We start from the raw sequence: 15,921 nt of genomic DNA on the forward strand, positions 1-15,921 counted from the left end.
GACCCGCGCGGGGTGGAAACCCACACGCGACGTCGGCTCCTGGAAGCGGGACGACCGCGGATCGCGGCTCTGCCAAGGGTGTTCCGGAGGGCCTACGGCGGCCGACACCGCGTACGACGCGATGCGGCTCCTCGCCGGGGTTCTTCCTCGATCGGCCTAGGTTCGGCCGACCACCTCATGTGCGGGCGCTGCGACTGGTCCGGTCATGCCGGACACAGGTACCAAGGTTACCGACTTCTACGGCTCTGGTCAAAACGTGTGTGCCGGTGCCCCTCAGCTTACCGGAAACGCCGTGGGGGCGCCCCTTTCAGGGCACCCCCACGGCGTTGTACTGCGTGACGCTTCAGCAGCGGATCAGCGGTAGCCACCCATGTCGAAGTCGTCCAGCGGCGGGACCGAGGTCCCGGCGCCCGACATGAGGTCGTAGTCGTACGCCTCGTAGCTCGCCATCGTGTAGGCCGCCGCCTTGGCCTCCGGGGTCGGCTCGACCCGGATGTTGCGGTAGCGGTCCAGACCGGTGCCGGCCGGGATGAGCTTGCCGAGGATCACGTTCTCCTTCAGGCCCACCAGCGAGTCCGACTTGCCGTGGATGGCGGCGTCGGTCAGGACCTTGGTGGTCTCCTGGAAGGAGGCCGCGGACAACCACGAGTCGGTGGCGAGCGAGGCCTTCGTGATGCCCATCAGGACCGGACGGCCCTGGGCCGGCTGGCCACCCTCGGCGACGACCTTGCGGTTGCGCGCGACGTACGACGGACGATCGACGAGCTCACCGGGGAGCAGATCGGTGTCGCCCGACTCGAGGACCGTCACCCGACGCAGCATCTGGCGGATGATGATCTCCAGGTGCTTGTCGTGGATCGGAGCGCCCTGGGTGCCGTACACCTTCTGGACCTCGTCCACGAGGTGCTGCTGCACCGCCGCGACACCGAGGACCTCGAGCACGTCCTGCGGGTCGAGCTGGCCGTTGCTCAGCTGCTGGCCGACGCCGACGTGGTCGCCGTCCTCCACCAGCAGACGGGCACGACGGCCGAGTGCGATCTCGATCTCCTCGGCGCCGTCGTCCGGCACGATGAACATCCGGCGGCCACGATCGGTCGTCTCCATCCGGATCCGGCCGGCCGACCCCGCGATGGGTGCCTTCGCCTTCGGGGACCGCGCCTCGAAGAGCTCCACGACACGCGGCAGACCCTGGGTGATGTCGTCCCCGGCCACACCACCGGTGTGGAAGGTACGCATCGTCAGCTGGGTGCCGGGCTCACCGATCGACTGCGCCGCGACGATACCCACGGCCTCGCCGACGTCGACGAGCTTGCCGGTGGCCAGCGAGCGGCCGTAGCACATCGCGCAGGTGCCGGAGGTGGACTCACAGGTGAGCACCGAACGGACCTTGACGTGCGTGATGCCGTTGTCGATCAGCATCTTGATGTTGACGTCGCCGAGGTCCACACCGGCCTGCAGCAGCACCTCGCCGTCGGCATCGGTGATGTCGGTGGCCAGGCACCGGGCGTACACCGCGGTCTCGATCGTCGGGTCCGCCACCAGGACGCCGTTCTTCTCCAGCGCGATCCGCTTGGTCAGGCCCGACTCGGTGCCACAGTCCTCCTCGCGGATGATGACGTCCTGGGAGACGTCGACCAGACGACGGGTCAGGTAACCCGAGTCGGCCGTCCGCAGGGCGGTGTCGGCCTGTCCCTTCCGGCCACCATGGGTGGAGATGAAGTACTCCAGCACGGTCAGGCCCTCACGGAAGTTGGACTTGATCGGCGAGGGGATGATGTCGCCCTTCGGGTTGGCCACCAGGCCTCGCATGGCGGCGATCTGACGCATCTGCGTCATGTTCCCTCGAGCACCGGAGTGCACCATCATGTAGATCGGGTTGGTGTGGGAGAAGTTCCGCTCCATCGCATCGGTCAGCTCGGCGGTCGCCTGCTGCCACAGCTCGATCAGGTTGGAACGACGCTCCTCGGCGGTGGACTTGCCGCGCTCGTACTGCTTGTCGATCGCGGTCGCCTTGGCCTCGTAGCGGGCGATCAGCTCGGGCTTGCTGTCCGGGGTCTGGATGTCGGAGACCGACACCGTCGCGCCCGACCGCGGGGCCCAGCCGAAGCCGAGGTCCTTCAGGTTGTCCAGGGCGGTCGCGACGTCGACCTTCGGGTAGCGCTCGGCCAGGTCGTTGACGATCCGGCCCAGCGGCTTCTTCGAGACCTCGTAGTTGACGAACGGGAAGTCCGCCGGCAGTGCCTCGTTGAAGATCGTCCGCCCGAGGGTGGTCTCCAGCATGATGGAGCCGTCCTCGCGCAGCTGCAGGCCCTCCGGCGGGACGATGTCCTTCATCCGGATGGTCACCTTGGAGCCGAGCTTGATCTGGCCGAGGTCGAAGGCCATCCGCGCCTCCGCCGGATCGCGGAACACGCGACCCTCCCCGATCAGGCCGTCGCGCTCCTGGGTGAGGAAGTACATGCCGATGATCATGTCCTGGGTCGGCAGGGTGACGGGGCGACCGTCGGCCGGCTTCAGGATGTTGTTCGTCGACAGCATGAGGATCCGGGCCTCGGCCTGGGCCTCCGCGCTCAGCGGGAGGTGGACGGCCATCTGGTCACCGTCGAAGTCGGCGTTGAAGGCCGTGCAGACGAGCGGGTGGAGCTGGATGGCCTTGCCCTCGATCAGCTGCGGCTCGAAGGCCTGGATGCCGAGGCGGTGCAGCGTAGGTGCACGGTTGAGCAGCACCGGATGCTCGGTGATGACCTCTTCGAGGACGTCCCAGACGCGCGGGTCCTTGCGCTCGACCATGCGCTTGGCCGCCTTGACGTTCTGCGCGTGGTTGAGGTCGGTCAGCCGCTTCATCACGAAGGGCTTGAACAGCTCCAGGGCCATCGTCTTGGGCAGACCGCACTGGTGCAGCTGCAGCTGCGGGCCGACCACGATGACCGAACGGCCCGAGTAGTCGACGCGCTTGCCCAGCAGGTTCTGGCGGAACCGGCCCTGCTTGCCCTTCAGCATGTCGGAGATCGACTTCAGCGGGCGGTTGCCCGGGCCGGTCACCGGCCGGCCGCGACGGCCGTTGTCGAACAGCGAGTCGACGGCCTCCTGCAGCATCCGCTTCTCGTTGTTGACGATGATCTCGGGCGCGCCGAGGTCAAGGAGTCGCTTGAGGCGGTTGTTGCGGTTGATGACGCGACGGTAGAGGTCGTTCAGGTCGGAGGTCGCGAAGCGGCCACCGTCGAGCTGCACCATCGGGCGCAGGTCCGGCGGGATGACCGGGACGGCATCCAGCACCATGCCCTCAGGCGAGTTGCCGGTCTGCAGGAACGCGGAGACGACCTTGAGGCGCTTCAGCGCGCGGGTCTTCCGCTGGCCCTTGCCGTTGCGGATGATGGTGCGCAGGTTCTCCGACTCCAGCTGGAGGTCGAAGTCACGCAGCCGCTGCTGGATCGCCGCGGCACCCATGGAGCCGGAGAAGTAGCGGCCGAAGCGCGTCTTCATCTCGCGGTAGAGCACCTCGTCACCCTCGAGGTCCTGGACCTTGAGGCCCTTGAACCGGTCCCAGACGGCGTCGAGCCGGTCGATCTCGCGCTGGCCGCGATCGCGCAGCAGCTTGATCTCCTTCTCGGCCTGGGCCCGGACCTTGCGGTTCATGTCGGCGGAGGCGCCCTCGGACTCCAGCTTCTCGAGGTCCTCCTCGAGCTTGCGCATCTTCTGCTCGATGGCGGAGTCGCGCTGCTTGCCGCGGTTGGCCTTCTCCTGGTTGATCTTCGCCTCGAGCGAGGGCAGGTCGCGGTGACGCGCCTCCTCGTCGACCTTCGTGATCATGTACGCGGCGAAGTAGATGACCTTCTCCAGGTCCTTCGGCGCGATGTCGAGGAGGTAGCCGAGCCGGCTCGGGACGCCCTTGAAGTACCAGATGTGCGTCACCGGGGCGGCCAGCTCGATGTGGCCCATCCGGTCGCGGCGGACGTTGGAGCGGGTGACCTCCACGCCACAGCGCTCACAGACGATGCCCTTGAACCGGACTCGCTTGTACTTGCCGCAGTAGCACTCCCAGTCCCGGGTGGGACCGAAGATCTTCTCGCAGAAAAGGCCGTCCCGCTCCGGCTTCAGGGTGCGGTAGTTGATGGTCTCCGGCTTCTTCACCTCGCCGTGGGACCAGCCGCGGATGTCCTCGGCCGTGGCCAGGCCGATCCGTAGTTCGTCGAAGGAGTTCGCGTCGTGCACGATGTATCTCTTCCTCCCGCCTCGTCAGACGGGCTGATAGTCCTGAAAGAGTTGCTGGTGGGTGAGGGAAGTCAGCCCTGGGCCATGACGTCCGGTCCCGGGCGGCGACGCAGGTCGACACCCAGGCCGTCGGGCACGCGGTAGCTCTCGTCCTCGGCGTCGCGCAGGTCCTGCACGACGCCGTCCGAGGAGAGGACCTCCACGTTCAGGCACAGCGACTTCATTTCCTTGATCAGGACCTTGAAGGACTCGGGGATGCCCGGCTCGGGGATGTTCTCGCCCTTGACGATGGCCTCGTAGACCTTCACACGACCCGACACGTCGTCGGACTTGATGGTGAGCAGCTCCTGCAGTGCCCAGGCGGCGCCGTACGCCTCCAGGGCCCACACCTCCATCTCACCGAAGCGCTGACCACCGAACTGCGCCTTACCACCCAGCGGCTGCTGGGTGATCATCGAGTACGGGCCGGTGGAGCGGGCGTGGATCTTGTCGTCCACCAGGTGGTGCAGCTTCAGCATGTACATGTAGCCGACGCCGATCGGCTCGGGGAACGGCTCGCCGGAGCGACCGTCGAAGAGCCGCGCCTTGCCGCTCCCCTGCATGACCTTGAGCCCGTCGCGGTTCGGCAGGCCGTACTCCAACAGGCCGGCGAGCTCCTTGTCGGTGGCGCCGTCGAAGACCGGGGTGGCGAGGCGCTGGTCGCCCTCCACCCGGCCCAGACCGACGGACCGCAGGCGCTCGGCCCACGGCTCCTCGACCTCGGTGACGTCCCAGCCGGTCTTGGCGATCCAGCCGAGGTGCAGCTCCATCACCTGACCGACGTTCATCCGGGAGGGAACGCCGAGCGGGTTGAGGATGATGTCGACCGGGGTACCGTCCTCGAGGAACGGCATGTCCTCGGCCGGCAGGATCTTGGAGATGACGCCCTTGTTGCCGTGACGGCCGGCGAGCTTGTCACCGATGGAGATCTTGCGCTTCTGGGCGACGTAGACGCGGACCATCTGGTTCACGCCGGGGGCCAGGTCGTCACCGTTGTCGCGGTCGAAGACCTGGATCCCGATGATGGTGCCGGACTCACCGTGCGGGACCTTCATCGAGGTGTCGCGGACCTCGCGGGCCTTCTCGCCGAAGATGGCGCGCAGCAGGCGCTCCTCGGAGGTCATCTCGGTCTCGCCCTTGGGCGTGACCTTGCCGACCAGGATGTCGCCCGTGGTGACCTCGGCGCCGATGCGGATGATGCCGCGCTCGTCGAGGTCGGCCAGCATCTCGTCGGAGACGTTGGGGATGTCGCGGGTGATCTCCTCGGCACCGAGCTTGGTGTCGCGGGCGTCGACCTCGTGCTCCTCGATGTGGATCGAGGTGAGCACGTCGTCCTGCACCAGGCGCTGGGACAGGATGATCGCGTCCTCGTAGTTCAGGCCGTTCCACGGCATGAACGCGACGAGCAGGTTGCGGCCCAGCGACAGCTCACCGTTGTCGGTGCAGGGGCCGTCGGCCAGCGGAGTGCCGACCTCGACGCGCTGCCCGACGGCCACCAGCGGGCGCTGGTTGACGCAGGTGCCGGCGTTGGAGCGGACGAACTTCTCCAGCTTGTACGCCGACAGGGTGCCGTCGTCGTTGGAGACCTCGATCACGTCGCCGGTGACGGAGGTGACCCCACCGGCCTTCTTGGCCAGGGTGACGTCGCCGGCGTCGACCGCGGCGCGGTACTCCATGCCGGTGCCGACGAACGGGGACTCCGAGCGGACCAGCGGCACCGCCTGGCGCTGCATGTTCGACCCCATCAGGGCCCGGGAGGCGTCGTCGTGCTCGAGGAACGGGATCAGGGCGGTGGCCACCGACACCATCTGGCGCGGGGACACGTCCATGTAGTCGATCTGCGAGCTGGTCAGGGTGTCGACGTCACCGTGACGCTTGCGGACCAGGATGCGCTCGTCGACGAAGGAACCGTCCTCGCGCAGCGGCGCGTTGGCCTGGGCGATGACGTAACGGTCCTCGACGTCCGCGGTCAGGTAGTCGATCTCCTCGGTCACCTTGCCGTCGACCACGCGACGGTACGGGGTCTCGATGAAGCCGAACGCGTTGACCCGGGCGAACGACGCGAGCGAGCCGATCAGGCCGATGTTCGGGCCTTCAGGGGTCTCGATCGGGCACATCCGGCCGTAGTGCGACGGGTGGACGTCACGGACCTCCATGCCGGCGCGGTCACGGGACAGACCACCCGGCCCCAGGGCGGACAGGCGCCGCTTGTGGGTCAGTCCGGCCAGCGGGTTGTTCTGGTCCATGAACTGCGACAGCTGCGAGGTGCCGAAGAACTCCTTCAGCGCCGCCACCACCGGACGGATGTTGATCAGCGTCTGCGGGGTGATCGCCTCGATGTCCTGGGTGGTCATCCGGTCCCGGACGACGCGCTCCATGCGGCCCAGGCCGGTGCGGAGCTGGTTCTGGATCAGCTCACCGACCGTACGCAGACGACGGTTGCCGAAGTGGTCGATGTCGTCCACCTCGACCAGGACGTCCTCGACCTCACCGTTGGCGTCGACGCCAGGCAGCGAGGTCTGGCCGTCGTGCAGCGCCACGACGTAGCGGATGGACGCGACGATGTCGTCGATCGTCAGCACCTGCTGGTCGAAGGCCAGGCCGACGCCGAGCTTCTTGTTGATCTTGTAGCGACCCACCTTGGCCAGGTCGTACCGCTTCGGGTTGAAGTAGTAGTTCTCCAGCAGGTTCTTGGCCGCCTCGACGGTCGGCGGCTCACCCGGACGCAGCTTGCGGTAGATGTCCAGCAGGGCATCGTCCTGGCCGGTGGTGTGGTCCTTCTCCAGCGTGTGCCGGATGGATTCGAACTGGCCGAACTCCTCGAGGATCCGCTCGTTCGTCCACCCGAGAGCCTTGAGCAGCACGGTCACCGACTGCTTGCGCTTGCGGTCGAGCCGGACGCCGACCTGGTCACGCTTGTCGACCTCGAACTCCAGCCACGCGCCGCGCGAGGGGATGATCTTGCAGGTGTAGATGTCCTTGTCGGACGTCTTGTCCGGGGTCTTCTCGAAGTAGACACCCGGGGAACGGACCAGCTGCGACACGACGACGCGCTCGGAACCGTTGATGATGAAGGTGCCCTTCTCCGTGACCAGGGGGAAGTCACCCATGAACACCGTCTGCGACTTGATCTCGCCGGTGTCGTTGTTCATGAACTCCGCGGTGACGAACAGCGGCGCGGAGTAGGTGGCGTCCTTCTCCTTGCACTCGTCGACCGAGTTCTTCGGGTCCTCGAAACGGTGGTCGCGGAACGACAGCGACATCGTCTCGGAGAAGTCCTCGATGGGCGAGATCTCCTCGAAGATCTCCTCCAGGCCGGACTTGGTGTTGATATCGGTGCGGCCCTGCTCGAGGGCCTCTTCCACCGACGCCTTCCAGGCGTCGTTACCGACCAACCAATCGAACGACTTGATCTGGAGATCAAGCAGGTGGGGCACCTGCAAGGGTTCGTGGATCTTCGCGAACGAGATACGTCCCGTCGAGGAGATGACGTCGGTGTTCTTCGAGGCAATGCGCGCGGCGGCCAACAGTTTGGTCCTTCCAGAACTGGCAGGCGATGTGGTGCCAGTGCCACGCAACCAGGGACAGCGCCGCCCACACACACTCCCTCGTGAACAGGGGAAGGTGCGGGGAAGGCTCTCTATGGCGGCAGGCGACAACAGGCAAACGCCGACACTACCCGCACATGCGGAAAAACGCAAACGCAAAAGCATAGCTCATGCTCGGTGCGTCGCCCAGACTACCCTCCAGCGTGTCGGCCTGCCAGCCGGACCAGAATGAACACCGGGCAACGCCTGAGGGACGACCCGCACAGCAGTCGCGCGGCCGGCCCCCGTACGACCCCTAGGGGGCCGTACGGGGGTCATGCTACGCCACCGGGCGACGCCGGGGACAGTCGATCATCGCTGCCGGACGCGTCACGGACCTGCTCGGGCCCGACTCGGAGCTGGCCTCGGCCACGGCCTCAGGCGTTGGGCGCGAGGTCGGTGCCGGCACCGCGGCGGCGGACCGTCGGGGCCGCCGCGGGCGCGACGTAGGCGGGGTCATCCTCCGCCCCGACCGGCACGAACCCGGCGTCGGCGATCATCTGCAGGTCGGCGGCGCCGGCCTGCCCCTCGGACGTCAGGTAGTCACCGAGGAAGATGGAGTTCGCCACCTCCAGGCCGAGCGGCTGGAGCGAGCGCAGATTGTCCTCGCGCCCGCCGGCGATCCGGACCTCCGTGTCCGGGTTGACGAAGCGGACCATGGCCAGGATCCGCAGGCAGTCCAGCGGCGTGAGGGCATGCGTCCCCGCCAGCGGCGTGCCCTCGAAGGGCATCAGGAAGTTGACCGGGACCGAGTCGGCATCCATCGCCCGCAGCGCGAACGCGACATCGACGAGCTCCTCAGGGGTCTCCCCCATCCCCGCGATCAGCCCCGAGCAGGGCGAGAGGCCGGCCTGGCGCGCCTTGCGGACGGTGTCCGCCCGGTCCTCGTACGTGTGGGTGGAGCAGATGTCGTCGTAGTGCGACTCCGCAGTGTTGAGGTTGTGGTTGTACGCATCGGTGCCGGCGGCCGCGAGCTTCTCGGCCTGGCCATCCTTGAGCAGGCCGAGGCAGGCACAGATCTCGAGGTCGGGATCCTCCTCCTTCAGGCCGTCGATGATGGCGCTGACGCGGTCGATGTCGCGGTTGGAGGGGCCCCGGCCGGAAGAGACCAGGCACACCCGGCGAGCGCCGGCATCCATGCCCGTCCTCGCCACCGCGACCGCCTCCTGTGTCGACAACCAGGAGTACGTCAGCACGTCCGCCTCGGAGCCCAGTCGCTGCGAGCAGTAGCCGCAATCCTCCGCACACAGGCCGGACTTGAGGTTGACCAGGTAGTTGAGCTTGACCGAGTTGCCGAACCAGTGCCGGCGCAGCCGCCCGGCGGCCTGGACAAGCCCCAGCACATCGCCGTCGGGAGTGCCGAGCAGAGCCAACGCCTCGCCCCTGGTGACCTTCCCTCCGGCGAGAATCCGGTCGGCGAGTGCCACCAGGTCGACGGTGTCGACGGTGCGCGCGGGCGTGAGCGTGTCCTGGGGTGCCATGGGATCTCCTCGTACGACAATGTCTCGACTTGAACGGCGTTCACTATACGGTGTTCAACTCGGGATCACTGCCGGGTTCACGAACGGGACGGATAGTCTCGTGGGGCGGCCCGCTCGGGCAGCGGTGGAAGCAGCCGGATGAGGAGGATCCATGGCACTGAGCCGGGCGGACGTGCTGGCCAAAGCCCTCGAGATCCTCGACACGTACGGCTTGGCCGACCTGACGATGCGTCGACTCGCGACCGCTCTCGCGGTGCAACCCGGGGCCCTTTACTGGCACTACGCGAACAAGCAGGAACTGCTCGCGGCGGTGACGGACAGCATCCTCGCCGAGGTCCCCGACCCCGGTCCCGATGCCGCCTGGAACGATGCGCTGCCTACGTGGGCACTGTCGCTGCGTTCTGTCCTGCTGGCCCACCGGGACGGTGCAGAGCTCACCTCATCGGCCGTAGCCCTGAGCCTCGGCACCCTCCGACCCCAGGAGCCACTCGTCCGGCTCCTGTCATCGGCCGGGGTGCCGCCCGCGGACGCCGAGGCCATCGCGGAAACGGCCCTGCACCTGACCCTGGGGCTGGCCCTGGACGAGCAGTCACGAGCCCAAGCGGTAGCACTGGGCGTGATCGGCGGGGATGCGCCCGACGACCAGGACCGGTTGGCGTTGGGCATCGACCTGGTGGCTCGTGGGGTATCGGCGCGTTTCGGCATCTGAGGCGCCGGACCCGCGCTCATGACGCGCGGCCAAGGGCGGCCTGCTCGTACTTCGCCCGCATCCTTCCCCGCGCCAGGGCGTGCCGGATGTGTGCCGCCAAGGCCTCGGGGTCGTCGAGATCTGCCCATCCCCACCGCACCATCTCCCAGCCCAGTCCTCGGATGGCATCCTCGCGCCGCTTCTCCTCGTAGACGATCCGTCCGGGATCGACGTCCCTCGTCGAGGCACCTCGGCGGTACTTGAGCGCTCCGTCGAACTCCCCCACCGTACGATCCTGCGGCCAGGCCATGTCCGTCCGCGCCACGAACTCCCCCGCCGGTGTCCTGATCTCGTACTGCAGGACCGGTTCCGGGATCCCCATCTCCTTCAGAACCGCACGGCTGACGGACTCGCCGCCCGATTCGGCCAGCGGCGAGGCGTACGCGGTCACCGCGCGGGCGACGGCGACCTGGTGGCGGCCCTTCTGGGCCAGCAGCGCGGAGTCCAGCTGCGCCAGGTGCTCGCGTCGACACGGCTCGGTGATGAGACTCCGCAGCGCACTGTCCGCGACCGCCAGGCCGGACCGGAAGCCCAGCAGCCTTGCGCAGTCCACCACGGTCCAGGCCAAGGAGGTGAGCCACAGGCCCTCGACCTCGACGATGTGTTGCGGGGGACAAGCGCCGTGTGACTGACCAGCCGCCGGCGCCGGCTGGCACCGCCCGAGGCCCGCGTCACGTGGATGCCCTCGCCCAGCTCCCTCCACGGCACCTCGAGGCCGTGCCACACGGCGGCCGAGATGTGGCTGATCAGGGTGCCGGCCGCCAGTTGATCGCGCGTCGCCTCGATCCTCAACCGGTGCTTCACAGCGGGATCGTCGGGCAGGCTCGTCACATAGAGGCCCCGTCGCAGGCGGATGAGCGAGCCAGCACGCACACGCCGCGTGATCTCCTGCACGGTCAGGCCCTGCGCCGTGAGTTCGGCGGTCGACACCAGGCGGGCGGGAGACGCCTCGTGAGGTTCCATGGTCTTCACGCCACCAGTGAAGCCGCCGCGGGGCGCACCGGGACACCGGACAACGAACCGGCCAACACCACCCGCGGAACGGACAACACCAGCTGGTCGGGGTCGGGGGGCGACTGAGCACGCGGGCCGACGATTCCCAGCCTCTGCTTCAGATCCAAGGCTCGCCGACGATTCTCAGCCTGGCCGACCTTGCGCACTGGGTGCAACGTCGGCGAGCTTCGGAAACGTCGGCCAACCTCAGAACCATCGGCCGCCTTCCGCCCGGCCCCAACCTCCACGCCGGCCCCCGTCCCGGTCCCAGGCCAGCCGTCGCCCATCACGCAGCAGGCGTAGACCGGCCACCACCCCACAACGCCCGAGGGGCGGGCCCCTGGTGGGACCCGCCCCTCGGGACGGATGTCAGCTCCTCGGGACCCGCGGGTCCCGAGGCCGTACTCACTTGACGGAGACGGACGCGCCGGCAGCCTCGAGCTTCTCCTTGGCGGCCGCAGCGGCCTCCTTGGTGGCCTTCTCCAGGACGGGCTTCGGGGCGGCCTCGACGAGCTCCTTGGCCTCCTTCAGGCCGAGGGAGGTGAGGGCGCGCACCTCCTTGATGACCTGGATCTTCTTGTCGCCGGCCGACTCGAGGATGACGTCGAACTCGGACTGCTCCTCCTCGGCCTCGGCGGCAGCGCCACCAGCGGCCGGGGCGGCAGCGGCGACGGCGACCGGGGCGGCGGCGGTGACCTCGAAGGTCTCCTCGAACAGCTTCACGAACTCGGAGAGCTCGATCAGCGACATCTCCTTGAACGCGGCAATCAGCTCGTCGTTGCTCAGCTTGGCCATGATTGGTTCCTCACTTCTTGATGTGTGATGCAGTCTGGCCGTACGGGCCACGCCTGCGGTGTGGTTGATCCGTACGGATCATTCGGCAGCAGGCGCTGCCTCGTCGGCCTCCGCAGCCGGGGCTGCATCGGTGGTCTCGGGCTCCGTGGTCGCCACCGCGGCCGGCGCCTCGCCGGCACCCGCGATGAGGGAGGGGTTCGCCTCGGCCGCGGTCTGCAGCGCGCCGAAGGCACGAGCAGCAGTCTGCAGCGGAGCGGCGAACAGTCCGGCGGCCTTGGAGAGGTTGCCCTTCATGGCGCCGGCGAGCTTGGCGAGGTAGACCTCGCGCGACTCGAGGTCGGCCAGCGCGCCGACCTGCTTGGCGTCGAGGAAGTTGCCCTCCATGACGCCGCCCTTGATGACCAGGAGCGGATTGTCCTTGGCAAAGTTCTTGAGGCCCTTGGCCACGGTCGCGATGTCGCCCTTGATGAAGGTCAGGGCGTTCGGGCCGGTCAGGATCTCGTCCAGCATGTCGATGCCGGCCTTGTTGGCCGCCAGCTTCATGAGGGTGTTCTTTGCCACGGCGTAGGTGGCGTCCTCGCCCAGCGCGCGCCGAAGGTTCTTCAGCTGCGCCACGGAGAGGCCGCGGTACTCGGTGAGCACAACAGCGTCAGAGCTCTCGAACTGCTCCGTGAGCTGGGCGACAGCTGCTGCCTTGTCCTCCCTCGCCATGGTTCTCCTTCCACTTCTGTCGTATGTACGTCCCGACGGGACGTACGCCTCGATCGCGGGGAGTTCCTGGCGGTGGCACGGGGCATGAAAAAAGCCCCGGTGCGCAGGCGCACGGGGCACATGATGACCCGCCACTCCCAGGACTGACCTGGGACGACGGAACGACATGGATCTCGTCTCACCTGCGCGGGCCTCCGGATGGAGCTTAGGGCGTACGACGGGCGTACGACCACCTGCGGTCTTCGGCGTCGACCAGTCTAGGACGACTCGACCGGGGAGTCCAATCGGGCCGGACGCGGCAGGGCCCCGCCCCCGTACGTACGGGAGCGGGGCCCTGCCGGCAGGACGTGCAGGCGGATCAGGCCGTCGCCTCGACCTCGACGGTTGATATCAGGCCGTCGCCTCGACCTCGGCCTTCACCTTGGCCGGGTCCATCAGGACACCCGGGCCCATGGTGGAGGACGCGGAGATCTTCTTCACGTAGCGACCCTTCGACGTGGTCGGCTTGAGACGCATGATCTCGTCGACGGCGGCGAAGTAGTTCTCCAGCAGCTGGTCGATCCCGAAGGACGCCTTGCCGATGATGAACTGCAGGTTCGAGTGACGGTCGACGCGGAACTCGATCTTGCCGCCCTTGATGTCGGTGACGGCCTTGGCGACGTCCATGGTCACCGTGCCCGTCTTCGGGTTCGGCATCAGGCCGCGCGGGCCGAGGACGCGACCGAGCTTGCCGACCTTACCCATCATGTCCGGGGTCGCGACGACCGCGTCGAAGTCCAGGTAGCCACCCTGGATCTTCTCGATCAGTTCGTCCGCGCCGACCTCGTCGGCGCCCGCGGCCGTGGCGGCCTCGGCGTTCGCACCGGTGGCGAAGACGAGGACCCTCGCCGTCTTACCGGTGCCATGGGGAAGGTTGACCGTGCCGCGGACCATCTGGTCGGCCTTGCGGGGGTCGACGCCGAGGCGCATCGCGACCTCGATCGTCTCGTCGAACTTGGCGGAGGCGTTGTCCTTGACCAGGGTCAGGGCCTCACGCGGGGAGTAGAGGGCCTGTTCGTCGCGATTGGCGGCGGCTGCCCGGTATGCCTTGCTGCGCTTCATGAGCTGGTTTCCTTGGTTGCTGATACCAGTGGTGGTACGGACCGCGCAGGTCCTCCCACATCCGGTGGATGGAGCCCCGATCCGTCACGTACGGACCGGAACGGGGTCAGTCCTCGACGGTGACACCCATGGAACGGGCGGTGCCGGCCACGATCTTCATGGCGGCCTCGACGTCGTTCGCGTTGAGGTCGGGGAGCTTGGTGGTGGCGATCTCGCGCACCTGGTCGGCGGTGAGCTTGGCGACCTTGTCCGTGTGCGGCTTGGACGAGCCCTTCTTGATGCCCGCGGCCTTCTTGATCAGCTCGGCGGCCGGCGGGGTCTTCGTGACGAAGGTGAAGGACCGGTCCTCGTAGATCGTGATCTCGACCGGGATGACGTTGCCACGCTGGGATTCCGTCGCAGCGTTGTACTGCTTGCAGAACTCCATGATGTTGACGCCGTGCGGGCCGAGGGCGGTGCCGACGGGCGGCGCGGGGTTCGCCGCACCGGCGTTGATGGCGATCTTGACGATCGCCGCGACCTTCTTCTTGGGAGGCATGCGGTGGGTCCTTTCAGTGCATGCTCAATGGGCGTACGCGGACGCGCGTCCATTTCTTCGAACGGCGGCACGAGGACGTGCGGCCGGTTTGGGCACGGCCGACGCGAGGAGCCTGGCTGGGGTACTCGGCGTGCGGCCGGCGTGCCGGATCTCCACCCCGAAGGGTGGTCGCGAGACGGCACAGTGTCAAAGCATAACCCGAGGACCCCTCCGCCGCGTAATCGCGGTCCGGAGGGGTCCTCGGGTTGCTGGCGTCCGACCCGAGGGTCAGGACTTCTGGATCTGCGGGAAGGTGAGGTCGACCGGGGTGTCGCGGCCCATGAACTCCACCGTCGCGATGAGGCGCTGGGTGTTCGGGTTGATCTCGGTGATGGTGCCCGGGACACCGGCGAAGGGTCCCTCGATGACCATGATCGAGTCGCCGACCCGGTAGTCCTGCACCTCGACCTTCTTGGCCGGGCGCTTGCCCTTGCCCACGGCCGAGGCCGCGACACGAGCCACCACGGAGGGGCGCATCATGTTCTCGACCTCGTCGAGGGTGAGCGGCGTCGGGTCGTTGGCGTTGCCGACGAAGCCGGTCACGGCCGGGGTGTGCCGGATGCAGCCCCACGACTCGTCGGTCAGGTCCATCCGGACCAGGACGTAGCCGGGCAGGTAGACCCGGGTGACTTCCTTCTTGTTGCCGTTCTTCATCTCGACGACCGTCTCGGTGGGGACGACGGTCTCGTAGATGTAGTCCTCCATGTTGAGGGAGGTGACGCGCTGCTCGATGTTCTGCTTGACGCGGTTCTCCATGCCGGCGTACGTGTGCACGACGTACCAGTCGCCGAACTTGCCCTCGAGGTCGTCACGCAGCTCGGCCATCGCGGTGGCGACGGCGGTCTCCGCGTCGAAGTCCATCACCGGCGCGGCGGGAGTCTCCTCCTCCTGGTCCGCGTCGAAGTTGAGGTTGATCTCGAAGTCGTCGTCCAGACCGCGGGCTGCGCCAGTGGGGGCGAAGACCTCGGCGGACTCGGCCTCGGGCTCCGCCTCGAGGTCCTCCTCCGCTGCGGCGTCCTCCTCGTCGAGGGCGGGCACCTCGCCCTCCTCCTCGGACGATTCGTCGCCGGTCTCCTCGACGGAAGGCTGGGCCGCGGACTGCTCGTCGGTGTCGCCACCGAACAGGTCGGCCGCGCTCAGCTCCTCATCGGTCGGCTCCGCGGCGTCGAGGTCGAAGTCCAGGTCGGGCTCGTCACCGACGGTGTCGTCCTCGAACGCGTCCAGGTCGATCTCCACCTCGGACTCGTCGAACTCGTCGTTGTCTGCCACGTTTCCCTCTCGGTCGTTGTCGTACGTCGTCATCCGCCGAACACCTTCAGCACCACCCAGCCGAGCCCGGTGTCGAGCAGGCTGACGAACACCATGATGAACGCGACGAAGAGGAGCACGGCGATGAACGAGCCACCCATCTCCTGACCGGTCGGCCAGGTGACCTTCTTGAGTTCGTCGACGGACTGGCCCACGAAGGCGACCGGACCGGACTTCTGCTCGTACGGGGGCAGGGCGGGACGCGAGGAGGCATCATGACTCCGCCGCACCGGGCGCCGGCCACCGAGGCCACGACCGGGGGTGCGCTCCTCGGCGGCGTCGACATCATCCGAATCGCGGGGATCCGTCAGGTCCTCTGCCACACATCGTCCTTCGTCTCGCCAGGTCAGCGACCTGTTCGGTCTGGGT

At 67.6% G+C, this 15,921-nt stretch carries 11 protein-coding genes and 1 pseudogene; 1 reads left to right on the top strand and 11 read right to left on the bottom strand.

Annotation, left to right across the window (positions count from 1 at the left end; all coding sequences use genetic code 11):
* Positions 1 to 354: 354 nt before the first annotated feature.
* From Rai3103_RS02655 to bioB, 3 genes are all read right to left on the bottom strand, one after another.
* A complete protein-coding gene (locus Rai3103_RS02655; RefSeq protein WP_153571290.1) occupies positions 355 to 4,212 on the bottom strand; it encodes a DNA-directed RNA polymerase subunit beta' in 3,858 nt (1,285 codons plus the stop codon).
* Between the two features lie 71 nt (positions 4,213 to 4,283).
* On the bottom strand, positions 4,284 to 7,778 hold the full coding sequence (gene rpoB / locus Rai3103_RS02660; RefSeq protein ID WP_153571291.1) for a DNA-directed RNA polymerase subunit beta: 3,495 nt from the start codon (positions 7,776 to 7,778) through the stop codon (positions 4,284 to 4,286).
* 437 nt (positions 7,779 to 8,215) lie between these two features.
* Positions 8,216 to 9,319 (bottom strand): biotin synthase BioB, encoded by a 1,104-nt coding sequence (bioB, locus tag Rai3103_RS02665; protein ID WP_153571292.1) that lies wholly within the window; start codon positions 9,317 to 9,319, stop codon positions 8,216 to 8,218.
* Between the two features lie 151 nt (positions 9,320 to 9,470).
* Between bioB and Rai3103_RS02670 the strand changes: the two genes are divergently transcribed.
* Positions 9,471 to 10,028, top strand: coding sequence for a TetR/AcrR family transcriptional regulator C-terminal domain-containing protein (locus Rai3103_RS02670; RefSeq protein ID WP_153571293.1), 558 nt, complete (start codon positions 9,471 to 9,473; stop codon positions 10,026 to 10,028).
* Positions 10,029 to 10,044: 16 nt separating this feature from the next.
* Here the strand turns inward: Rai3103_RS02670 and Rai3103_RS17340 are convergent, their stop codons facing one another.
* The 8 genes and pseudogenes from Rai3103_RS17340 to secE all read right to left on the bottom strand — a co-directional run bounded on the left by Rai3103_RS17340 (position 10,045) and on the right by secE (position 15,875).
* A complete protein-coding gene (locus Rai3103_RS17340) occupies positions 10,045 to 10,635 on the bottom strand; it encodes a hypothetical protein (RefSeq protein WP_228489110.1) in 591 nt (196 codons plus the stop codon).
* 272 nt (positions 10,636 to 10,907) lie between these two features.
* A pseudogene (locus tag Rai3103_RS18935) lies at positions 10,908 to 11,030 on the bottom strand (hypothetical protein); the annotation flags it as partial.
* A gap of 435 nt (positions 11,031 to 11,465) precedes the next feature.
* Entirely contained in the window at positions 11,466 to 11,855 is a 390-nt protein-coding gene (gene rplL, locus Rai3103_RS02685; RefSeq protein ID WP_153571296.1) for a 50S ribosomal protein L7/L12, read from the bottom strand.
* Positions 11,856 to 11,933: 78 nt separating this feature from the next.
* A complete protein-coding gene (rplJ, locus tag Rai3103_RS02690; protein WP_153571297.1) occupies positions 11,934 to 12,566 on the bottom strand; it encodes a 50S ribosomal protein L10 in 633 nt (210 codons plus the stop codon).
* A gap of 390 nt (positions 12,567 to 12,956) precedes the next feature.
* Positions 12,957 to 13,667 (bottom strand): 50S ribosomal protein L1, encoded by a 711-nt coding sequence (gene rplA, locus Rai3103_RS02695; protein WP_153571298.1) that lies wholly within the window; start codon positions 13,665 to 13,667, stop codon positions 12,957 to 12,959.
* A gap of 106 nt (positions 13,668 to 13,773) precedes the next feature.
* Positions 13,774 to 14,205 carry a 50S ribosomal protein L11 gene (rplK, locus tag Rai3103_RS02700; RefSeq protein ID WP_153571299.1) on the bottom strand — a complete coding sequence of 144 codons (432 nt, stop codon included), beginning with the start codon at positions 14,203 to 14,205 and terminating at the stop codon, positions 13,774 to 13,776.
* Between the two features lie 267 nt (positions 14,206 to 14,472).
* Complete coding sequence (gene nusG, locus Rai3103_RS17345) at positions 14,473 to 15,384, bottom strand: transcription termination/antitermination protein NusG (RefSeq protein ID WP_422396030.1); 912 nt, start codon at positions 15,382 to 15,384, stop codon at positions 14,473 to 14,475.
* A gap of 158 nt (positions 15,385 to 15,542) precedes the next feature.
* Positions 15,543 to 15,875: a preprotein translocase subunit SecE gene (gene secE, locus Rai3103_RS02710; protein WP_194793236.1), complete on the bottom strand. Its 333-nt coding sequence runs from the start codon at positions 15,873 to 15,875 to the stop codon at positions 15,543 to 15,545.
* Between the last annotated feature and the right edge of the window lie 46 nt (positions 15,876 to 15,921).

It is taken from the genome of Raineyella fluvialis (assembly GCF_009646095.1).
Taxonomy (GTDB): Bacteria; Actinomycetota; Actinomycetes; order Propionibacteriales; family Propionibacteriaceae; genus Raineyella; species Raineyella fluvialis.

Excerpts from the sequence above, each read along its gene's own strand:
- bioB (WP_153571292.1), bottom strand. The coding sequence starts at position 9,319 with ATGGCACCCCAGGACACGCTCACGCCCGCGCGCACCGTCGACACCGTC.
- Rai3103_RS02670 (WP_153571293.1), top strand. The coding sequence starts at position 9,471 with ATGGCACTGAGCCGGGCGGACGTGCTGGCCAAAGCCCTCGAGATCCTC.
- rplL (WP_153571296.1), bottom strand. The coding sequence starts at position 11,855 with ATGGCCAAGCTGAGCAACGACGAGCTGATTGCCGCGTTCAAGGAGATG.
- rplJ (WP_153571297.1), bottom strand. The coding sequence starts at position 12,566 with ATGGCGAGGGAGGACAAGGCAGCAGCTGTCGCCCAGCTCACGGAGCAG.
- rplA (WP_153571298.1), bottom strand. The coding sequence starts at position 13,667 with ATGAAGCGCAGCAAGGCATACCGGGCAGCCGCCGCCAATCGCGACGAA.
- rplK (WP_153571299.1), bottom strand. The coding sequence starts at position 14,205 with ATGCCTCCCAAGAAGAAGGTCGCGGCGATCGTCAAGATCGCCATCAAC.